The organism is Nonomuraea monospora, assembly GCF_039531895.1.
In the GTDB taxonomy this organism is placed as follows: domain Bacteria; phylum Actinomycetota; class Actinomycetes; order Streptosporangiales; family Streptosporangiaceae; genus Nonomuraea; species Nonomuraea monospora.
In genome coordinates, this window is sequence record NZ_BAAAQX010000002.1 from 1 (window position 1) to 20,644 (window position 20,644).

The following is a 20,644-nucleotide window of genomic DNA, read 5'->3' on the forward strand; positions in this document are numbered from 1 at the left end:
CGGTGCCGGAGTCGGGCTCGTACAGGCCGGACAGGATTTTCGCCAGAGTGGTCTTGCCGGAGCCGTTCTCGCCGACGAAGGCGATCACCTCGCCCTGTTTGATCTCGATCGACACCTCGCGCAGGGCAGGGCCGGAGGCGCCGGGGTAGGTGAAGGTGAGATCGGTGGCGGTGATGCGTTCGAAGCCCTCGAGGGCGGTGGCGGTGCGGGAGCTGGGCAGACGGCCTTCCGCTTCGGCGCAGAAGTCGAGGAAGTCGGTGAAGTAGAGGCCCTCCTCGTAGAGGTGGTTGGTGGCGTACATGAGGTTGCCGAGTGAGGTCTGGCCGGAGCGGATGGCGAGGACGGCGGTGCCCGCGACCGCCAGGGGGATGGCGGCCACGGCCAGCAGGATGCCGAGCGCGACGTAGACGAGCCCTGTGCCGAGACCGCCGAGGGCCTCGCCGACCAGCCTGGCCACCGTCTGGCGGCGGGCCAGGGTGAGCATGACGTCCTGCTCGGCGCGCGCCACCGCGTCGTACATGCGCAGCAGGAAGCCGCGCATCGTGAACGCGCGCACCTCGGCCGCTGGGGTGCGCTCGGCCAGCAACTGGCCGATGATCCATTTGCGGCGGCGGGCCGGGATGAGCGCGTACATGGTGGAGTAGCGCAGGCGGGCGCTACGGACGGCGGCCCAGGCGTCGGGGAGCACGGCCAGGAGGAGGAGCGGGAGCAGGGTCGGGTGCAGGACGCCCAGCACGCCGGCGGCGGCCACGATGCCGACGGCGGCGGTGACCGTGTCGACGGCCGACGCCACCACCGACCCCGCCATGGACACGCCGCGGCTGCTGGCACGTTCCAAGGCGTCGTGGAAGTCGGGGTCGTCGTAGGCGGCGAGCTCCACCTGGCTGGTCAGGCCGTACAGGCGTTCCTCGGTGAGGCGGGCGATCTGCGGGGTGAGGCGGGACTGCGCCCAGCCCGCGCCGGCCTGCGTCGCCGCGCGCAGCACCGCGGCGCCGCCGACCAGGGCGAGGGCGGGCAGGGCGGCCATGACGCGGTCGGGGGTGGGGCCCTCGCTGAACAGCGCGGTCAGGACGCCGGTGGTGGCCAGCAGGCCGAACGCGGTGAACAGGCCGCCGAGCAGGTTGAGCGCGACCGTGGCCAGGGTGTCACGCGGGCTGGCCTGCCAGGCCATCCGCATCGCCTGGCCGACGAGCGACGGCAGCTTCCTGGCGATGGTCAGGAAGCCGACCTCCGCCATCTTGTCGGTGTGGGCGTACCAGGAGGAGAAGGAGATCTCGCCGAGTTCGAGCGGCTCGTTCTGCATGCATTGAGTGTGCACTTGAGCACTGACAGTTTCCGGAGCCGGGGGCGGAGGCCATATCACGACGATAGGGGCAACTTGATACGTCTCCGGGGCGAGCGGGTGCGCATACCGTCACAACACCCCCAACTCCTGGAGGAGGCTCCGTGTCAAGACCTCTTCGCTTCATGCTCTCCGTCGTCCTGAGCCTGGCGTTCCTACTCGTCACCGCGCCCGCTCAGGCCACCGCACTGGTCACGGTGCTCAGGTACGACGCCAGCCGCGCCGCCGAGTTCAGCGCCACCATCGACCAGGCCGCCCAGGTCTGGAACTCCAACGTGGTGAACGTCCGGCTCATGCGCGGCACGCCCGCCCACTTCGTCGTGCTCGCCGACAACGGCTGGCCCCGGGCGCAGCCGACCAGCCTCGGGCGGGGCACGATCTGGATGGGCCGGCAGGCCGTCAACCAGGGCTACTACCCGCTGCGCATCGCCACGCACGAGATCGGGCACATCCTGGGGCTGCCTGATCGGCGCACCGGGCGGTGCTCCGACCTGATGTCGGGCTCCAGCGCGCCGGTGAGCTGCACGAACGCGACACCCAGCGCCGCCGAACGGGCTGAGGTGGATCGCAACTTCTCCGGCGGGACGCCGCAGGTGGAGTTCGGGCGAGTGTACGAGGAACGGTAAGGCAGGACGAGGCACCGGGCCGGTGACAGGGCGAACCCATCACCGGCCCGCGCCCACGATCAGCCGCGCGCGTCACCGGCCCGCATGGCGCTCAGGCGCGCGCGTCACCGGCCCGCATGGCGCTCAGGCGCGCGCGTCACCGGCCCGCATGGCGCTCAGGCGCGCGCGTCACCGGCCCGCATGGCGCTCAGGCGCACGTGTAGCCCGACGGCAGGGAGGTGTCGCCGTTCGGGCGGGTGCCCTGGAAGCCGAACGACGTGCTGGCTCCCGCCCCCAACGCCCCGTTGTGCCCCACGTTGCGCACGGTGACGGTCTGGCCGGACGTCGTGAACGTCCCGTTCCAGCCACCGCTGATCGTGTGCCCCGCAGGCAGGGTGAAGGTGACGGTCCAGCCGTTCCTGGCCGCCGTGCCGGTGTTGGTGACCGTCACCTGGATGACGTACCCGATGGCCCACTGGCTCTGCGTGGACGGCGTCGCCGTGCACCCGCCGCCCGTCCCGCCGCCGGTGGTGGTCAGGGTGACGGTGCCCGAGCGGGGTGAGCGGTTGCCGGCCGCGTCCCTGGCGTAGACGGCGAAGGTGTAGGAGGTGTTCGCGGTCAGGCCTGTCACGGAGGCCGAGGCGGTGGTGGAGGTGGTCGCCGCCGTCTCGGCCGAGCCCTGTAAGCGGACCACGTCGTAGCCGGTGACGCCCACGTCGTCGGTGGCGGCCGTCCAGGTCAGGGTGGCCGAGGTGGAGGTGACGGCGGAGGCGACGGGGGTGCCTGGCGCGGTGGGCGGGCTGGTGTCGTCCCCGCCGGAGGGCTCGTACGTCAGGCCGAACCCCTGCGCGAACAGCGGCGTCTTGCCGTCGCCCGCGTTGATCGGCTGCTGGGACGCGCTGCTCATCCAGGTCATGGGCAGCTTGCCGGTCGGCTGCGTGGCGCCGAACAGCACGTCGGCCACGCCCTGCCCCTCGGTGCCCGGCAGCCAGGAGGCCACGAGCGCGTTCCAGCCGGAGAGCTGGGCGGCGACGTCCATGGGACGGCCGGAGACGAGCACCACGACGACCGGGACGCCGGAGGCGCGCAGGGTGGCGATGGTGTTCAGGTCGGCGGTGTCCAGGCCGAGGCTGCCGGGGCGGTCGCCCGTGGTCTCGGCGTACGGGGTCTCGCCGACAACGGCGATGGCGGCCCGGTAGGTGCCGTCGATGCCGCTGCCGTCGCGGCTGTAGGTGACGGTGGCGCCGGAGCCGACCGTGTTCCTGATGCCTTGCAGGATCGTGGTGCCGGTGGTGGTGTTGCCGGACGAGCCCTGCCAGGAGATCGTCCAGCCGCCGCTCTGGTTGCCGATGTCGTCCGCGCTCTTGCCCGCCACGAAGAGCTTGCCGCCGGTCCTGGCGAGCGGCAGCACGTTGCCCGCGTTCTTCAGCACGACCTGCGACTTGGCGACCGCCTCGCGGGCCAGCGCGCGGTGCGCCGCGCTGCCCACGCTGGAGGTGTACGACCGGTCCGTGAGCGGCTTCTCGAACAGCCCCAGCTCGAACTTCTTGGTCAGCACGCGCCGCACCGCGTCGTCCACGCGTGCCGTGGTGACCCGCCCGGCCTGCACCTCGGCGCGCAGCAGGTCGATGAAGCGCCGCCACTCGACGGGCACCATGACCATGTCGATCCCGGCGTTGACGGCGGTGCGCACGTCCTGGGCCGAGGTGCCGGGTGAGCCGTCGATCTGGTCGATGCCGTTCCAGTCGGAGACGACGAACCCGTCGAAGCCCAGCTCACCCTTGAGCACCGTGGTGATCAGGTACTGGTGCCCGTGCAGCTTGGTGCCGTTCCAGCTGCTGAAGGAGATCATCACAGAGCCGACGCCGCGCTCCACGGCCGCTTCGAACGGCGGCAGGTGGACGGCCCGCAGCTCGGTCTCGGAGAGCTGGGTGTTGCCCTGGTCGGTGCCGCCCGTGGTGCCGCCGTCGCCGACGTAGTGCTTGGCGGTGGCCAGCACGGAGGCGGGCCCGTTGAGCGCGCTGCCCTGAAGGCCGGTGATGATCGAGGCCATCGAGGAGGGCAGGTCGGGGGTCTCGCCGAACGACTCGTACGTGCGCCCCCACCGGTCGTTGCGGGCCACGCACAGGCAGGGCGCGAAGTTCCAGTCGATGCCGGTGCCGGACACCTCCTCGGCCACGGCCCGGCCGATCCGCTGGACGAGGGCGGGGTCGCGGGTGGCGCCGAGGCCGATGTTGTGCGGGAAGATCGTGGCGCCGTGCACGTTGTTGTGGCCGTGCACGGCGTCCACGCCGTAGATCACGGGGATGCCGAGGGGCGTGGCCAGGGCGGCGTTCTGGTACCTGTCGTACATGTCGGCCCAGGCCGTCGCCGTGTTGGGGGACGGCGCGGAGCCACCGCCCGACAGCACCGAGCCCAGCCGGTACGTGCCGACCTCGGCCTCGCTGACCGATCCGCGTTCGGCCTGGGTCATCTGGCCGAGCTTCTCGTCCAGCGACATCCGGGACATCAGGTCGGTGACCCGGGTGGCGACGGGGAGGGTCGGATCCTGGTAGGGGAAGGCCGCGGCGGCGACGGCGGGGGGCGCCGTCACCAGGCTCGCGGCGACGAGCGTCAGCGCGGCGGCCCTGCTCGTCCATCTACTGCTCGGGTTGCTCATGGCACGCTGCTCCGCGCTCGGTTCGAAGGGTGTTTTGGGAGCGCTCCCAAACGCACTCTAGGTCACAACTGCCGAGTTTCCCGGGACGGCAGGCCCCGGCGCCCCCGTGATCCCCGGGCACCAGCGAAAACGGGGCCCGATCCGGTGAAAGTTTCATCACCGCTTTACCGCCTGTGAGGGGCTGCCGATCACGCTTGCCGGAAAGCGCTTTCTCACCCTTCGGGGAGCCACCTATCCCTGTGGGGGCATGAAACAGTCAGCACTTGATCAACGCCACTGATGTCGGGCCGGTCACCGACATGAGCGCCTATATCGTCCCCGATGTCCGCAGCAGCAGCACGACCGGCCTCGGGGGATCTCATGTCGGGTGGATGGACGCGGCGTGCTCTCCTGCGCGCCGCCGGTGGAGCGGCACTCAGCACCGGGCTCGTCACCGGGATGGGGCCTGGGACCGCGCGCGGCTGGGCCGGGGTGGCGCCACGGCACGCCGACCTGCGGGACCGGTGGCGGGCGCTGCTGCTCGGGGAGGGCTTCGACCGCTCGGCGGAGCCGTACCGGAGCAGGCTGGCCGAGCTGGGACGGGCGGCGGCCAGGCACCGCGAGTCGATGAGGCCCCAGCCGGGAGCGCTGTGGCGCGGGCTCCCTTACGCGGGCGCGGGCCCGTCGGGGGTCAGTCTCATGTACGCGAGCCCGTCCGAGATCAGCATCACCCAGCACAGCCGCGCCTGGTCAGGCAGGGGGCAGCGCGGCGCCGCGCCCGCCGACCCCGCCGTGCTGTCGGCGAGCCTGCACGAGAGCTTCACCCGCCTCAGGACGATGGCCGAGGCGTACGCCCAGCCCGGCACCGGCGTGACCGGCGACACCGCGCTGGGCCGCGCCGTGCTGGCAGGCCTGGACCACCTCCTGACCGACGTCTACCACCCGGGCACCACCCCGTACGGGAACTGGTGGCACTGGCAGATCGGCGGCCCGCAGGCGCTGCTGGACACGGCGCTGCTGATGTCGGACAGGCTGACCGGCCGCAGGGCGGCGGCGTGCTGCGCGGCGGTGGACGCGTTCGTCCCGGAGACGGCGGTGACGCGTTACACGGGCAGCAGCACCGCCGCCAACCGGGTGGATCTGTGCCAGGTGCTGGCCCTGCGCGGCCTGCTCGGCGGCGACGCGCCACGCATCCAGCGCGCCAGGAACGCGCTGACCCCGGTGTTCGCCCCGGTCACCGAGGGCGACGGCTTCTACGCCGACGGCTCCTTCATCCAGCACAACTGCGTCCCCTATGTCGGGGGTTACGGGGCGGTGCTGTTCGGCGGGGTCGCGATGCTGGGCGCGCTGCTGCGCGGCTCGCCGTGGGACCTGGACGGGCCGGAGCTGCGGGCGTTCCTCGGCACGGTGGACGAGGCGGTGGCGCCGTTCGTCTACAACGGGCTGCTCATGGACAACGTGGCCGGGCGCTCCATCAGCAGGGGCGCGCAGGACGACCACCGGCGCGGGCAGGACATGCTCGCCTCGATCGCGCTGCTGGCGGAGGTGGCCGGCGGCGAGCGCGGGGAGCGCTGGCAGGCCATGGTCAAGGGCTGGCTGGAGCGCGGCAGGCCGGTGAAGGGCAGCCGCTCGCTGGGCGTCGCCCGTACGGCCAGGCTGCTGGCCGTGTCGGGCTCGGCGGCGCGGGCGGCGGCCGAGCCGGTGGGGCACCGGCTGTTCCCGAGCATGGACCGGGCGGTCCACCGGCGGCCCGGCTGGGCGGCCTCGGTGAGCATGGCGTCGCGGCGGGTGGCACACTACGAGTACGGCAACGGCGAGAACGCGCGGGGCTGGCACACGGGCGCCGGATGGCTGTCGTGGTGGGGCGACGGGTTCGGCGAGGAGCAGTACACAGACGCGTACTGGGCGACGGCGGACCCGTACCGGCTGCCGGGGACCACCGTGTCGGCCAAGCGGCTGGCGGACGGCGAGGGCGGCGCGTGGGCGCTGCCCCGTCCGGACGTGAGCTGGGTGGGCGGCGCGACGGACGGCGAGTTCGCCGCGGTGGGGCAGGACCTGCGCGGGCTCGGCGGCACGATGGCCGCCAGGAAGGCGTGGTTCTTCCTGGACGACTGCGTGGTGTGCCTCGGGGCGGGCATCACCAGCGCGGACGAGGTGCCGGTGGAGACGGTGGTGGACAACCGCAACCTGGGGGCGCGCGGCGAGGTCGCCGTACGGGTGAACGGCGACCGCTGGAACGGCCGGTTCGACGGACGGCAGGCGGACGGCGGCGACGGCGGCAAGGCGACCCGCGACAAGGCACGCCGGGACGGCAGACGGGACGACGGACGGGACAGCGGGCGGGACGGGGCGCGGGACGGCACGCAGGCCGGCGCGCGGGAGCGGCGGGACGGCGTCTCCTGGGTGCACGTGGCCGGCCACGCCGGCTACGTCTTCCCCTCCCCCACCAGCCTGAACCTCCTGCTGGACGAGCGGACCGGCTCCTGGCGGGACGTCAACGCGGGCGGCTCCCCCGACCCGATCACCCGCCGCTACCTGACCATGTGGCTGGACCACGGCGCCGACCCGATCAGCGCCTCCTACGCGTACGTGCTCATGCCGGGCGCCACCGAGGCGGCGACCCGGGCCAGAGCGGCGGCCGCGGGCCGGGTGCAGATCGTCTCCAACACCCCGTACGCGCAGGTGATCAGGGTTCCTGAGCTGGGGCTGACGGCGGCGAACCTCTGGGCGCCCGCCCGGGTGGGCACGCTCTCGGCGAGCGCCCCGGCGAGCGTGCTGATCCGCGAGCGTGCCGACGGCACCGCGCACGTCTGCGTCTCGGACCCGCCGCGTGAGGCCGCGGCGCTGGCGCTCACCTGGGACCGCCCGGTACGCGAGGTGCTCTCGGCTTCCCCGTCCGTCACGGCCGCCGGGACGGGCGGCTCGCTGCGCCTGTCCTTCGGCGACCTGCGCGGCGCGGCCGGAGCCACCCAGCGCGTCACCGTCGCCCTCGGATGACCCGCACGACGCAGCCCGAGCCGCGCGGCGGGTGACCGTGGATCAGCCGGAAGGCGGCGGCGTGACCGCGGATCAGCCGGAAGGCGGTGGCGTGACCAGGGCCGACAGCAGCCGGTCGGCCTCCGCTGCGATGTCCCGCAGCGTGGCCTCCGGCTCCTCGGCCCTGGCCAGCAGCATGCCTCCCTCGCACAACGCACCGAAGACGAGCCGCGCGCGGGCGTCCAGATCGCCTTCCGGCGCCCGCCCGGCGGCCACCGCCATGAGCAGCCCGTCGCGCAGGATCCGCAGCATGTGATCGTGCTCGATCTCGCGCACGGTCTCCCACCCGAGCACCGAGGGCGCGTCGAGCAGCACGATCTGCCGGAACCCGGGGTCGAGGCAGTGCTCCAGGAAGGTCCGGCAGCCGCGCCGCAGCGCCGCCCACACGTCGCTCTCCTCGGCGGCGATGCCGAGCAGCTTGGCGTCCACCGCCTCCAGCTCGGCCACGAACGCCGCCCGGAACAGGTCGGCCTTGCCGCCGAAGTGGTGGTAGGCGGCGCCCTTGGTCACCCCGGCCGTGGCGGCGACGGCGTCGATCGAGGTCAGCGCGTATCCGGTGGCTCCGAAGCGGTCCCGCGCGGCGCGTACGAGCCGCCCCGTGGTCTCGTCGGAGCGCTCTGCCTGGGTACGGCGAATCATCGTGCTCCCATTGACTTACATACTCGCGGTACGTAAGTTCGAAAACAGTTACGTACGGCCAGTATCCCAACGTAAGGCACGATGATGTCACCACCGCACATCGCCGTCTACGGCGCGACCGGGCACACCGGCCGCCTGGTGGCGGCCGACCTGCACGCCCGCGGCCTGGAGATCACCCTGGCCGGCCGCGACGGCAACGCGCTCAAGACCCTTTCCGAGGAACTGGGCGGAGCCCTCGTGTCCGAGGCCGCCCTCGACGAACCGGCCGCGCTGCGCGATCTCGCGGGCTCGGCCGACGTGCTGATCCACTGCGCGGGCCCGTTCACCGACACCGGCAGGGCGCTGGCCACGGCCGCCGCCGAAGCCGGCTGCCACTACGTGGACCACGCCCTGGAGCAGCACCACACGAAGTGGATGTTCGACACCATGCAGGGGCCCGCGCGCGAGGCGGGCATCACGATGGTCACGGCCATGAGCTTCTACGGCGGGCTGGGCGACCTGCTCGCGGGCGCCGTGGCCGCGGGCGTGACGGGCATCGACCGGGTGATCACCGCGTACTCGGTGTCCGGCTGGCGCCTGACCACGGGGGCCAGGAAGACGGCCGAGCTGCTGTTCGCCGACACCCGGCGGATCACCTACGCCGACGGCGCCGAGCACGTCGGCTACGTCGAGCCGCGCAACGCGGTCTTCCCGTTCCCGCCGCCGCTGGGGCCGCGCACGATGATCGCGCCGGTGCCGTTCCCCGAGGTCGTCACGGTGCCCAGGCACGTGGCGGCGCGGCAGGTGGAGGCGCAGCTCACGGCGCACACGTTCGAGGAGGAGCAGGCGTTCACCAGCGAGCACGTGGACGCCGCCACCCGGGCGGGCTCGCACTTCACGGTCGCCGTCCAGGTGATCACGCAGGACGGCAACCGGGCCGGTCAGGCGCGCGGGCACGACCTGTGGCGCATGAGCGCGCTGGCCTCCGTCGAGGCCGCTCTCCGACTGACCAGCGGCCCTGGGCCGGGTGTCTTCAGTCCGGCCGAGGCGTTCCCCGCCGGGCCGTTCCTGCGTGACCTGGAGCGGCTCGGCCTGTTCACGCTCACCCTTCAGGAGGAGAGATGATCCTGGTCACCGGCGCGGCCGGCGGGCAGCAGGGCGCGACCGGCAGAAAGGTCGCGGAGCTGCTGCTGGAGCGCGGCGAGGAGGTGCGGGCGTTCGTCCGCGCCGACGACGAGCGCGCCGCCGAGCTGCGCAAGCTGGGCGCGGAGGTGGTGGTGGGCGACCTGCGCGAGATCACCACGGTGCGCCCCGCGATGCGCGGGGTCACGCGGGCGTACTTCACCTATCCGGTGACGGCGGGCCTGATGGACGCGACCGCCGCGTTCGCCGCCGCGGCCCGGGAGGAGGGGGTGTCCCGCGTCGTCGAGGTGTCGCAGCTCGACGCGCAGCCGGAGGCGGGCACGCCGCGGATGCGCAGGCACTGGCTGTCGGAGCAGGTCTTCGACTGGGCCGGGGTGGGCGCGGTGCACCTGCGGGCGGGGGTGTTCTTCGAGAACCTCGCCGTCGTGGTGGCCGCGGCGGGCCGGCTGGCGCTGCCGCTGGGCCCGCCGTCCACGAAGCTCCCGCTGGTCGCGGGCGCCGACGTGGCCAGGGTGGGTGCGGGGCTGCTGCTCGATCCCGCTCCGGTCGATCCGGTGTGCCTGCTGACGGGAGAGATGTCCACCGCGGGCGCGGCGGCCGAGGCGCTCGGGGTCGAGTACGCGGACCTGCCGCCGGAGGAGTGGGAGGCGGGGGCGATGGAGGTGTACCGGGACGCGTACGCGGTCGAGCATCTCACGCACCTGTGGGCGCTCTTCCGCGCCATCGGCGCCGGCGATCACCCGCTCTACCGCGTCACCGCGACCATCGAGCGGCACGGCGGGCGGCCTCCCCTGACGTTGCGGGAGTTCGCCGCGGGTTGAGTCAACCCCTTTCCTGACAAGATCGCGCCATGTATGTTCGGGCGGAAGGAAAGTTTCACCCATGGAGGAAGAGTGGGCAAGAAGCTTCACATGCTGGCGTTGCCGCTGGCCGCCGCCGCCCTGACCGCCCTGGCCGCGCCGGCCCAGGCCGCGGACGGCTACGACCGGTGCCAGGACGGCTACTACTGTCTGTTCTCGGGCCTCGACGGCACCGGGGACATCGTCCAGATCAAGACCGACACCCCCGACCTGGCCGCGCTGGGCATGGCCGACCGCGCCAAGTCCGACTGGAACCGCACCGACTCCTGGATCCACCTCTACTCCGAAGCCGGCTACGACGGCTGCTCGGCGGTGACCCGGCCGCGCGACCAGGGCAACTTCTTCGTCAGCTTCCGCGACTTCTTCGACTCCGTCCGCTTCGACGGCGCCAACGGCCCCTCCTGCTTCACCACGTTCAAGGGCTCGGTGTCCGACTCGCACGGCTGATCAAAAGGGAAACCCCCGGCCGGAGGGGCCGGGGGTTTCGCCATGCGACGCGGGGATCAGCCGGTGAAGCCGACCGCCGTGTAGTCGTAGTACGCGTAACCACGCGCGCCCCAGTTGGCGAGCGTCTTCTTCACGGCCCAGATGTCAGGACGCTGGTACAGCGGAATGGTGTGCACCATGTCCCAGATGAGCTTGTCGGCGGCGTTCGCCAGCTCGACGGCCTTGGCCGGGTCGGTCTCGTCCACGGCCGCCTGGATGGCGGCGTCCACGGCCGGGTCGCTGGCCTTGGGGAAGTTGCTCTCGGAGCCGGTCTTGTAGATCTGCGGCAGGCTGCCGAGCGGGAGCGGCGTGCCGATCCAGGAGAACGGCACCAGGTCGAAGTCGCCCTTGATGATGAAGTCGGTGAAGAACTTGTCATCGGGGACCGGGCGGATCGTGACCTTGATCCCGGCCTCCTTGAGCATGGCCTGGGTCAGCTCACCCTCGGTCTTCGCGGTCGCGACGCTGGCCGGGATGACGAAGTTGAGCGCGAACTCCTTGCCGTCCTTCTTGCGGTACTCGCCCTCCTGCTTCCAGCCGGCCGCGTCGAGGAGCTGCTTGGACTTCTCCAGGTTGTACTTGCCGAGGTCGCCGGAGTTGTCGACGTAGCCCTTGTGGTTGTTCATGTAGACGTGGTTGCCGAGCGTCTGGATCGGCCACTCCATGTCCTTCAGGTCGGACTGGGTGATCACGTCACGGTTGATCGCGTACTGGACGGCCTGGCGGACCGACTTGTCCTTCAGGAACTCGCTGGAGTTGTTGACGGTGATGTGCCGCCAGTTCGGGCTGAGCGCCTTGCGGATCTCGGAGTTCGGCACCTCCTTGGCCCGCTGCAGGTTGGCCGGGTTGCCCGCCTCGATGTAGGCGGCGTCGATCTCGCCGTTGGCGAAGGCGTTCACCTCGGCGGACGAGTCGGCGATCGTCCGGAAGATGATCTTGTCGAGCTTCGGCTTCTGACCCCACCACTTGTCGTCACGCACGAGGGTCAGCGTCTTGGTGCCCTCGTCGATCTTCTCGACCTTGAAGGGACCCGCGGTGGCCGGGATCTTCTGGTTGTAGTCGTTGTCGAACTTGTCGGGCGTGGTGATGTGCTCGCCCGGGATGAGGTGCGCGGTGCCGCGGTTGAACAGGCCCTGCCACTCCGAGTACGGCTTGGAGAAGGTGATGATCGCGACCTTGTCGGAGTCGCCCTTCTTCACAGACTCGATCTTGTCCCAGCCGTCGGTGGAGGCCGGCTTGTACTTCTTGTTCTCGCCGTTGTTGGCCTTCCACGCCGCCTCAAGGTCCTTCCAGGTCATCGGCGTGCCGTCCGACCAGGTGGCCTTGTCGTTGATGGTGTAGGTGACCGTCTGCTTGCCGTCCACCGTCTCGTTCTTCACGTCGGAGAGGTAGTCGGCGTTCGGCGTGAACTGCGCGTTCTCGTCCGCCATCATGAGCTGCGGCAGGATCGGGTCGAGCATGGTCGCGGTGTCGGCCTGGTTGCCGTCCACGTGGTTGGGGTTCCACTGGGTCGGCCACTGCCCGATGGCGAGAGTGAGCGTGCCGCCGTCCTTGACCTGCTCGTAGGGCACCGGGTTGATGCTGATGGCAGGGGTCTGCGTCATCTGCTGCTGCGCCTGCTGGGACTGCTCGGCGTTCGGCTGCTTGCTGCCGGACTCGCCGCCTCCGCCGCAGGCCGCCACGGCCAGGGCCAGGACCGCCAGCCCAGCGGCCGCACGGTGATGAACCTTCACTCTTCCTCCTGAATTTCCGAGGTCGCGATGACCTCGATCTCCTCCGCGTAATGGCAGGCCGCACCGTGGTCCACGGCACCGGTCAGCCTGGCAACCGAGGGCTCTTCGTCCACACACCGCCGCCGTTCCGCCTCACTGAGCCGGGCGAACTTGGGGCAGCGGGTGCGGAACCTGCACCCCGACGGCGGGTCCGCCGGGCTGGGCAGGTCACCTTCGAGCAGGATCCGCTTGCGGGTGCGTTCCATCTCGGGGTCGGGCAACGGGATCGCCGACAGCAGTGCCTGCGTGTACGGGTGCGCGGGGCGGTCGTAGACGTTCTCGACCTCCCCGATCTCGGCGATCCTGCCCAGGTACATGACGGCGACGCGATCGGCGAGGTGCCGGACCACCGCCAGGTCGTGCGCCACGAACAGGTAGGACAGGCCCAGCCTGTTCTTCAGCTCCTCCAGCAGGTTGATCACGCCTGCCTGGATGGAGACGTCGAGCGCGGAGACGGGCTCGTCCAGCACCAGCACCTTCGGCTCCAGCGCCAGCGCGCGGGCGATGCCGATGCGCTGCCGCTGGCCGCCCGAGAACTGCTGCGGGTAACGCTCCGCGTGCTCCGGCGCCAGCCCGACGAGCTGCAGCAGCTCGGCGACCTTGGCGCTGACGTCCTTCTTGCCGTGCGCGCGCAGCGGCTCGGCGATGATGTCGCCGACCGGCATGCGCGGGTCGAGCGCGGCCATCGGGTCCTGGAAGACGATCTGCAGGTCCCCGCGCAGCGCCTTGCGCGCGGCCTGGTCCAGCTTGGCGCTGTCCTTGCCGAGCACGACCACCCGGCCGTCCTGGGGCGGCTGGAGCTGCATGATCTGCTGCAGCGTGGTGGTCTTGCCGCAGCCCGACTCGCCGACCAGGGCCAGTGTCTCGCCCTCGGCGATGTCGAAGCTGATGCCGTCCACCGCGAACACCGTGCCGACGCGGCGCTTGAAGATCGCGCCCTTCATCAGCGGGTAGTGCTTCTTCATGTCGTCGAGCTCCAGCACGGTGGCGCGCTCGGCGCGCGGCACGCGTACGACGTCGCTCGGCGGGATGACCGGCACGGGGAACACGTCGGCGCCCGTGAGGCCCTTGTGCTCGATCTCGTGCGCGCGGATGCAGGCCACGTGGCGCCCGCCGCCGAACGGCGTCAGCTCGGGCTCCTCGTCGTCGCACATGTCCACCTTCATCGGGCAGCGCGGCGCGAACGGGCAGCCCGGCGGCAGCGAGGCGGGCGAGGGCGGGTTGCCCTCGATCGGCACCAGCGGCCCCTCCTCGCCGTCCACCCTGGGGATCGAGGCGAGCAGCCCCATCGTGTACGGCATGCGCGGCCGGTAGTACAGGTCGTCCACGGGGCCCTGCTCGACCGGGCGGCCCGCGTACATGACGAGCACCCGGTCGGCCATGCCGGCGATGACGCCCAGGTCGTGGGTGATCATCACGATGCCGGCGCCCGTCTCCTGCTGCGCCGTCTTGAGCACCTCCAGGACCTGCGCCTGGATGGTGACGTCGAGCGCGGTGGTGGGCTCGTCGCAGATCAGCAGGTCGGGGTCGTTGGCGATGGCCATGGCGATCATCGCGCGCTGCCGCATGCCGCCGGAGAACTCGTGCGGGAACGCCCTGGCCCGCAGCTTCGGGTTCGGGATGCCGACGAGGTCGAGCAGCTCGACGGCGCGCGTGGCCGCCTTGTCCTTGGCCAGCTTCTGGTGGATGCGGACGGCCTCGGCGATCTGGTCGCCGATCGTGTACACGGGGGTGAAGGCCGACAGCGGATCCTGGAAGATCATGCTGATGGCCTTGCCGCGCACCTTGACCAGCTCGTCTTCCTTCATGCCGAGCAGTTCCTGGCCGTGCAGCCTGACCGAGCCGCTGACCACCGCGTGCTGCGGCAGCAGGCCCATGACGGCGAGCGAGGTCACGGACTTGCCGGAGCCCGACTCGCCGACGATGCCGAGCACCTCGCCGCGCTCGACCTCGTAGCTGACGCCGCGCACGGCCTCGATGCCGCCAGGGAAGGTGACGGTGAGGTCCCTGACCTCCAAGATGCTCACGAGTTGCTCCCCGGGTCGAGTGCGTCACGCAGGCCGTCGCCGATGAGGTTGACGCTGAGCACCAGCGCGACCAGCAGGCCGGCGGGGAAGGCGAACAGCCACGGGTAGCCGGTGGCGTTGCGGGAGCCCTCCGCGATCAGCGTGCCGAGCGAGACGTCCGGCGGCTGGATGCCGAAGCCGAAGAAGGACAGCGCGGCCTCGCCGATGATCGCGCCACTGACGTTCAGGGTGGCGTCGATGATCAGCAGGGAGGCCAGGTTCGGCACGATGTGCCGGAAGATGATCTTCCAGCGCGGGATGCCCATGTAGACGGCGGCCAGCACGTACTCGCGCTCACGCAGCGAGAGCGTCATGCTGCGGACCACCCTGGAGGTGATCATCCAGGAGAACGCGGCCAGCAGCACCACGAACCACAGCCAGGTGCCCTCCCTGAGCCGCGGCGAGATGATCGCGATGATCAGGAAGCTGGGCAGCACGAGCAGCAGGTCCACGCCCCACATGAGGGCCCGGTCCACCCAGCCGCCGAAGTAGCCGGCGAACGCGCCGACGACCGCGGCCAGGCCGGTGGAGATCAGCGCCACCAGCATGCCGATGATGATCGACTTCTGCATGCCGCGCAGCGTCACCGCGTACATGTCCTGGCCGATCGCGGTCGTGCCCCACCAGTGGTCGGCGTCGGGCGCCGACAGGAAGGCCATGAAGTCCTTGTCCGTCCAGTCGTACGCGCCGAAGAACGGCCCCACGTACGCCAGCGCCACCAGCAGGATCAGCGCGATGAAGCCATAACGGGCCTGCTTGTTGCGCAGCAGGCGCTTGAAGACGACTTTCGATCGCATCTCAGCTCACCCGCACCCGGGGGTCGAGGGCCGCCACCAGCAGGTCCGACAGGAAGGACGCGGCCAGAATGCAGACGGCGGCGAAGAACGTGACCGCGGCGACGGAGTTGACGTCGTTCTGGTTGATCGAGTCGACCAGCCAGGCGCCCATGCCGTGCCAGGAGAAGATCTTCTCGGTGAAGGTCGCGCCGGTGAACATCGTCCCGAACGCGAACGCGAAGTACGTCGCCGAGGGGATCAGCGCGGTCCGCAGCGCGTGCTTGGTCAGCGCCGTCCTGCGCTTCAGCCCCTTGGCCATCGCGGTGCGGACGAAGTCCTGCCCCAGCACGTCCAGCATCATGTTGCGCTGGATCCGGCTGTAGAAGGCGATCGCGCCGAGGCTGAGCGAGATCGTCGGCAGGATGAGGTGGTTGATCCGGTTGAGGAACTGGTCCCAGCCGGACAGCCGGGGGTTGTACTCGCCGGTGTACTCGATCAGCGTGAACCCGAGCGCCCTGTTCAGGTTGTACGTGCCGATCGCCAGCAGCGTGGCCAGCACGAACACCGGGATCGCCATGATCACGAAGGAGCCGACACCGATTAACCGGTCACTGGGCTTGTACTGCCGCACCGCCGAGACCGCGCCCAGCGCCACACCCAGGGCGAAGCCCAGCAGCGTGCCGATGAGCAGGAGTCTCAGGCTGACCATGACGCGACGGCCCATCTCGGCGTTGACCGAGCCGCCGTTCCACGTCTTGCCGAAGTCTCCGGTGACGACACCCGACGCCCAGGTCGCATAGCGCTGGAGCAGGGGGGTCTTGTCGTTCAGGTTGTAGGCATCAAGTGTGGCGTCGATGACCTCTTCGGCCACCGGGGGCTGGCGTCCCTCGTACGCTGCCCGCGGGTTCATGGTGGTGGCCGCGAGCATGTACGCCAAACTGGCCGCTACGGCGACCAAGATCACATTTATTGCCAACCTGCGGAGCAGGTACTTGCCCATCACTCTCCGTTCGCGCTGACCGAGGGCGCAACCTTCCTTGGCGGAGAGGCGCCCCCCGCAACGAAAACCCATCTCGCATCGTGAAATTTCAACGCGATGTCGGGATGGCGATCAGGGCGCAGAATATAAGCAAAAATATAACAGTCAGAAACGGCGATATATAACGGTAAGGTCACTCACATTTGATCGACTCGGGGGGTGCGACACCCCGAAAACCCCGGTTCACCTGCGGAAATCTGGCTTACCGAAGGGGTTGTGGGACCGCTCTCATATGCCTCTGTGTCACAGAATCCGGACATAAATTGCTGTCCGGACATAGTGCTCTATATCATATTGACTTGGTGAGTTGTGCGCGGCGCCGTTCCGCCGGCGGCGCTCAGGAAGAAGTCCTCGCCGCCCACCTGGCCGCCCTTGAGCGCCACCTCCAGGCCGTCGCACGCCGGATCGTCCGACGCGAGCACGCACACAGGGCCGCCCACCGCGAGGGTGGCGGTCACGTCCAGGGCTCGGGCGCCCAGCGCGGTCACGACCAGGCCGGACGTGTCGCCGCCCGCCACCACCAGCCGCCCCACCAGGCCTTTCCGCACCGCCGCCACGGCCACCCCGCCGAGCAGGTCGCCGACGCCCGCCCGTGACGGCCCACGGGTGGACTGGACGATGGTGTGACGGCCTTCGCGCAGGTTCGCCTCGGCTCGCGCGATCGTGCCGGGGCCGCCGGAGACGTCCAGCACCGCCCAGCCCGCCGCCTCGGCGACGTCGATCTGACGGGCGGTCACCGGCGAACGGCTCCCGGACACCACCAGCACCGGCGCCGCCGGACCGAGCACCGCGCCTGCGTCGTCCGGCGGTCGGCAGCGGGAGGTCAGGGCGGTGGCGAGGGCGTAGCTGAGACCGCCTGACCCGACGCAGTACAGCGGCTCCTCGCCCGCCACGCCGAGCAGGAGGCGGCCGAGGGAGACGAGGTGAGCGTCCGTCATCGCGTCGGCGACGACCGCCGCGCCCGCTCGCCGTGCCAGGTACCGCTCCTCCGACGCCCCCGCAGGGAGCCACCCCACAGGCCCGGCCCCCTGCTCGGCCAGCCGCACCCGCAGGTCGGCCTCGGTCGCCGGGGTGACAGGGTGGTCGCGGGCCGGTGGGTGGCGGTCGAGCCGGACGACCTCGTCCCCCGCCCGTACGAAGTGGTTGGCGAACCACGTGTAACGCCCGAACTCCGGCTGCGCGGCCAGCACCGGCACCGCGCCGCGAGCCAGCCCCGCGCCGCGCAGGGCCGCGATGACCGCGCCGATGCTGCCCCGCGACGGGGAGGAGTCGAACGTCGAGCAGACCTTGTACTGCACGACACGCGGGCCGAGCGCCGCCACCGCCCTGAGCGCGGGCAGCGCGGACGCCACCGGGTCGGCCGAGGCGCGGGCGGTGGTGGCGAGGCCGATGACGTCGTCCCGGTCGTGCAGGTGCGCGATGTCCGTGACCAGCGACCCGCTCAGCCCGAACCGGCGGAACTGCCACAGCGCGTCCGTCGCGCCGGTGAAGTCGTCGGCCACGAAGGCGACCAGCGTCACGTTGCGGCACCCCCGGGCCTTATCGCGCCACGCCAGGGCAGCCTCACCGCGCCACCCCGGGCCTCACCGCGCCACGCCAGGGCCGCCTCATCGCGCCACCACCCCACCGAAGTGGGCCAGCGCCCGGGCCAGCTCCGGCGAGTCCACCTCGTGCAGCGGCACCCCCGCCACCGTCGCCGCCCAGGCCTGCCGGATGCTCGTGATCCCCGCCGCGGCCCCGTCCGGGTGCCCGAGCACTCCCCCACCGGCCAGCACCAGCAGGTCGTCGGTCCCGGTCCGTTCCAGCGTGACCGGCGCCGTCCCCGCCCACTGCGCCGACGACAGCACCGGCAAGCAGGGGAAGCCGCCGAGCAGCGGCGTGCGGACGGCCGCGACCATGGCGGCCACGTCGTCGTCCGTGACGTAGAACTTGCTGTGGAACCCGCCGCAGTGCAGGTGGTCGATCCCCGCCAGGCGGGCCAGCTTCTGGTACGCGACGTGCCCGATCCCCAGCCCCGCGTGCCGGGACAGCGCCCCGATCCCGGTGACGTGCGCGTGGATGGGCACCCGGGCGTGCCTGCGCAGCATGGCGACGGCGGGGAAGCCGACGACGTTGAGGTTGACCATGACGCAGGTCCCGCCTGCGGCCACCACCAGGTCGTGGTTGCGCAGCATGCGGTCGGGTTCGTCGCTGATGTTGAAGGCGTACATCGGCCGCCGCCCCGTGCGCCGTTCCACCTCGTCGAGCGCGCCCGTCACGGCCCTGACGCGCTGCGCCAGCGGCGCGGGCGGGCAGTCGGCGTTCACCTCGTCGTCCTTGATGAAGTCGGCGCCGGCCAGCCCCAGCTCCAGCACCAGGTCCACGTAGTCGGACGGGCGCAGGCCGACGTTGGGCTTGACGATGGTGCCGATCATCACCCCGGACGGGCGGCCGACGAGCCGTCTGGTGCCCTCGACGGCGTGGCCCGCCGGCAGGTAGGCCCGGCCGAACGCGTCCGGGAGCTCCAGGTCGACCAGCTTGAGGCCGGCCAGCTCGCGCAGCTCGTACAGGTTGCCCGCGACGACGGGGAACAGGTTGGTGAGGGACGGCCCCGTGTTGTCGAGCGGGAAGCCGATGCGCACGAGGGCGGCGTGCAGCGGCCGGTCGCCGCGCGAGCCGGGCAGGGGCTCGGTGATCGGGGCGGGGATCTCGGTCATGTCGAGGACGACCGCGCTGTGGCGGGCGCGCAGCTCGTCGGTCTCGCCGGCGACGCTGACGAACGTGCCGGTGCTCTGCTCGCCCGCGATCGCGCTCACGGCCTGCTCCAGCGGGAGGCGGGTGACCACCCGGTACGTGGCCACGGTCAGCTCACGCCCGCCAGACGCGACCGGCTGGCGTCCGGCGGGCACGGTCAGCTCACGCATGCAGCTCCTTCGCCAGGTGTTCCATGGCCAGCGGCGGGCTGGCCAGCACCGGGACGGGCACGGAGACCGTCCCGGCCACCCGCGCCATCGACGCCTGCGCGAGCACGACCACGTCCACCTGCCCGCCCAGCTCGGCCAGCGCCTCGGCCACGCGCGCGTCGTGGGTGGCGGCGTCTCCGCTCATCAGCGCCTCGAACGCGCCCTCGCACAGCCGGGCGGTCAGCGCGATCTCGGCCCCCGCCGCGTGGGCGCGCCGCCGTACGAGGTCGGCGGTCGGTTCGAGGGTGGTGGACAGGGTGGCGAGGACGCCGACGCAGGGCCCGAGCGTGACCGCGCGGTCAGCCATCGGCCGGTCGACGCGGAGCACGGGCACGCCGGTCAGCGGCTCGGCGGCCTCCACGGCCGGGCCGATCGAGGAGCAGGTGACGAGGATGCGGGAGGCGCCGGCGGCCTCGGCGGAGGCGACGTGGCCGGCGACGCGGCGGGCCGTCCCCGGGGTGAGGCGGCCGGCGGCGATGGTGTTCTTGATCAGGCTGTCGTCGACGATGTTGAACGTCTCGACGCCGGGCAGGTGCTTCGCGCACAGCTCCGCGAAGACCGGCACCAGCGTGGCCGAGGTGTGGATCAGTCCGAGTGTCGGGGTCAAGGCCGCTCCATCGTGGGTTGCGTGAACAGGTCGTGCCAGACCTGGAAGTGGTCGTCGCTGGCCTGCCCGGCGGCGTCCGCGTCGCCGGCGAGCAGCGCCTCGTACAGGGGCCGGTGGGCGGCCACCGACACCTCCTTGTCGCGGGGGTGGGTCTTGAGCCGGTCGCGGCGCTGGCGGACGGCGCGGAAGAGCACGCCGGTCATCGCGTCGGCGAAGAAGGTGAGCGCGGCGTTGCCGGTGGCGTGCAGGAGCGCCTGGTGGAAGGCGAAGTCGGCGTGGTCGATGTCCTCGGCGGTGGCGGCGGCCTCCATGTCGGCCAGGGCCTTGCCGACGTGCGCGATGGCGACCGGGTCGCCCCGGCGGGCGGCCTCCCTGGCGGCCTGGCGTTCGAGCGCGACGCGTACGGAGTGCAGGGACTCGATCGTGAGGTGGCTGGCGGACAGGGCCAGGTCGAGCGCGGTTTCCAGGCCCTGGGGGTCGAGCCGCTGGACGTAGGTGCCGGAGCCCTGCCGCCTGCTCAGCACGCCGAACGCTTCGAGCAGCCGCAGGCGGTCGCGCAGCGCGGTGCGGCTGACGCCGAGGCGCTCGGCCAGCTCGCGTTCGGGCGGCAGCCTGGCGCCCTCGCCGAGGTCGCGGATCAGCCCGGCCAGAGCATCGGAGACGGCGTCCACGGCGATCACCTCAATTGGTCGTACCACTTGCCGGAAAGGTACT

At 71.4% G+C, this 20,644-nt stretch carries 16 protein-coding genes; 5 read left to right on the top strand and 11 right to left on the bottom strand.

From position 1 onward, the window contains the following. The coding region (locus tag ABD331_RS03435) for an ATP-binding cassette domain-containing protein (RefSeq protein ID WP_344470752.1) at positions 1 to 1,303 on the bottom strand (1,303 nt) is incomplete at its 3' end. A 143-nt stretch (positions 1,304 to 1,446) separates the two neighbouring features. Between ABD331_RS03435 and ABD331_RS03440 the strand changes: the two genes are divergently transcribed. Continuing rightward, the gene (locus ABD331_RS03440) at positions 1,447 to 1,968 is read left to right on the top strand and encodes a snapalysin family zinc-dependent metalloprotease (protein ID WP_344470753.1); all 522 of its coding nucleotides are present in this window, start codon (positions 1,447 to 1,449) and stop codon (positions 1,966 to 1,968) included. Positions 1,969 to 2,155: 187 nt separating this feature from the next. Here ABD331_RS03440 and ABD331_RS03445 read toward each other — a convergent pair whose 3' ends face one another. Next, complete coding sequence (locus tag ABD331_RS03445) at positions 2,156 to 4,606, bottom strand: glycoside hydrolase family 3 N-terminal domain-containing protein (RefSeq protein WP_344470755.1); 2,451 nt, start codon at positions 4,604 to 4,606, stop codon at positions 2,156 to 2,158. A 321-nt stretch (positions 4,607 to 4,927) separates the two neighbouring features. Here ABD331_RS03445 and ABD331_RS03450 point away from each other — a divergent pair, with 321 nt between their 5' ends. Next, entirely contained in the window at positions 4,928 to 7,582 is a 2,655-nt protein-coding gene (locus tag ABD331_RS03450; RefSeq protein ID WP_344470756.1) for a polysaccharide lyase 8 family protein, read from the top strand. Between the two features lie 72 nt (positions 7,583 to 7,654). Here the strand turns inward: ABD331_RS03450 and ABD331_RS03455 are convergent, their stop codons facing one another. Next, positions 7,655 to 8,260: a TetR/AcrR family transcriptional regulator gene (locus ABD331_RS03455; RefSeq protein WP_344470758.1), complete on the bottom strand. Its 606-nt coding sequence runs from the start codon at positions 8,258 to 8,260 to the stop codon at positions 7,655 to 7,657. Between the two features lie 81 nt (positions 8,261 to 8,341). Between ABD331_RS03455 and ABD331_RS03460 the strand changes: the two genes are divergently transcribed. The 3 genes from ABD331_RS03460 to ABD331_RS03470 all read left to right on the top strand — a co-directional run bounded on the left by ABD331_RS03460 (position 8,342) and on the right by ABD331_RS03470 (position 10,689). Further along, positions 8,342 to 9,364 carry a saccharopine dehydrogenase NADP-binding domain-containing protein gene (locus ABD331_RS03460; protein ID WP_344470759.1) on the top strand — a complete coding sequence of 341 codons (1,023 nt, stop codon included), beginning with the start codon at positions 8,342 to 8,344 and terminating at the stop codon, positions 9,362 to 9,364. Beyond that, the gene (locus ABD331_RS03465) at positions 9,361 to 10,203 is read left to right on the top strand and encodes an NAD(P)H-binding protein (RefSeq protein ID WP_344470760.1); all 843 of its coding nucleotides are present in this window, start codon (positions 9,361 to 9,363) and stop codon (positions 10,201 to 10,203) included. Before ABD331_RS03460 ends, ABD331_RS03465 begins: the two co-directional genes overlap by 4 nt. A 72-nt stretch (positions 10,204 to 10,275) precedes the next feature. Then, positions 10,276 to 10,689, top strand: coding sequence for a peptidase inhibitor family I36 protein (locus ABD331_RS03470; protein ID WP_344470761.1), 414 nt, complete (start codon positions 10,276 to 10,278; stop codon positions 10,687 to 10,689). Between the two features lie 56 nt (positions 10,690 to 10,745). On the opposite strand, the gene ABD331_RS03475 is transcribed toward ABD331_RS03470, so the two are convergent. The 8 genes from ABD331_RS03475 to ABD331_RS03510 all read right to left on the bottom strand — a co-directional run bounded on the left by ABD331_RS03475 (position 10,746) and on the right by ABD331_RS03510 (position 20,628). Continuing rightward, positions 10,746 to 12,461, bottom strand: coding sequence for an ABC transporter family substrate-binding protein (locus tag ABD331_RS03475; RefSeq protein WP_344470762.1), 1,716 nt, complete (start codon positions 12,459 to 12,461; stop codon positions 10,746 to 10,748). Further along, a complete protein-coding gene (locus ABD331_RS03480) occupies positions 12,458 to 14,527 on the bottom strand; it encodes an ABC transporter ATP-binding protein (RefSeq protein WP_344470763.1) in 2,070 nt (689 codons plus the stop codon). Before ABD331_RS03480 ends, ABD331_RS03475 begins: the two co-directional genes overlap by 4 nt. Beyond that, complete coding sequence (locus tag ABD331_RS03485; RefSeq protein ID WP_344470764.1) at positions 14,524 to 15,363, bottom strand: ABC transporter permease; 840 nt, start codon at positions 15,361 to 15,363, stop codon at positions 14,524 to 14,526. The genes ABD331_RS03480 and ABD331_RS03485 overlap by 4 nt, the downstream gene beginning before the upstream one ends. 1 nt (position 15,364) lies before the next feature. Further along, positions 15,365 to 16,342: an ABC transporter permease gene (locus ABD331_RS03490; protein ID WP_344470765.1), complete on the bottom strand. Its 978-nt coding sequence runs from the start codon at positions 16,340 to 16,342 to the stop codon at positions 15,365 to 15,367. A gap of 323 nt (positions 16,343 to 16,665) precedes the next feature. Next, on the bottom strand, positions 16,666 to 17,901 hold the full coding sequence (locus ABD331_RS03495; RefSeq protein WP_344470766.1) for a four-carbon acid sugar kinase family protein: 1,236 nt from the start codon (positions 17,899 to 17,901) through the stop codon (positions 16,666 to 16,668). Positions 17,902 to 17,988: 87 nt separating this feature from the next. Beyond that, positions 17,989 to 19,284 (bottom strand): RuBisCO large subunit C-terminal-like domain-containing protein, encoded by a 1,296-nt coding sequence (locus ABD331_RS03500; protein ID WP_344470767.1) that lies wholly within the window; start codon positions 19,282 to 19,284, stop codon positions 17,989 to 17,991. Further along, on the bottom strand, positions 19,277 to 19,930 hold the full coding sequence (locus ABD331_RS03505) for an aspartate/glutamate racemase family protein (protein WP_344470768.1): 654 nt from the start codon (positions 19,928 to 19,930) through the stop codon (positions 19,277 to 19,279). The genes ABD331_RS03500 and ABD331_RS03505 overlap by 8 nt, the downstream gene beginning before the upstream one ends. Further along, positions 19,927 to 20,628 carry a FadR/GntR family transcriptional regulator gene (locus ABD331_RS03510; RefSeq protein WP_344470769.1) on the bottom strand — a complete coding sequence of 234 codons (702 nt, stop codon included), beginning with the start codon at positions 20,626 to 20,628 and terminating at the stop codon, positions 19,927 to 19,929. Before ABD331_RS03510 ends, ABD331_RS03505 begins: the two co-directional genes overlap by 4 nt. Between the last annotated feature and the right edge of the window lie 16 nt (positions 20,629 to 20,644).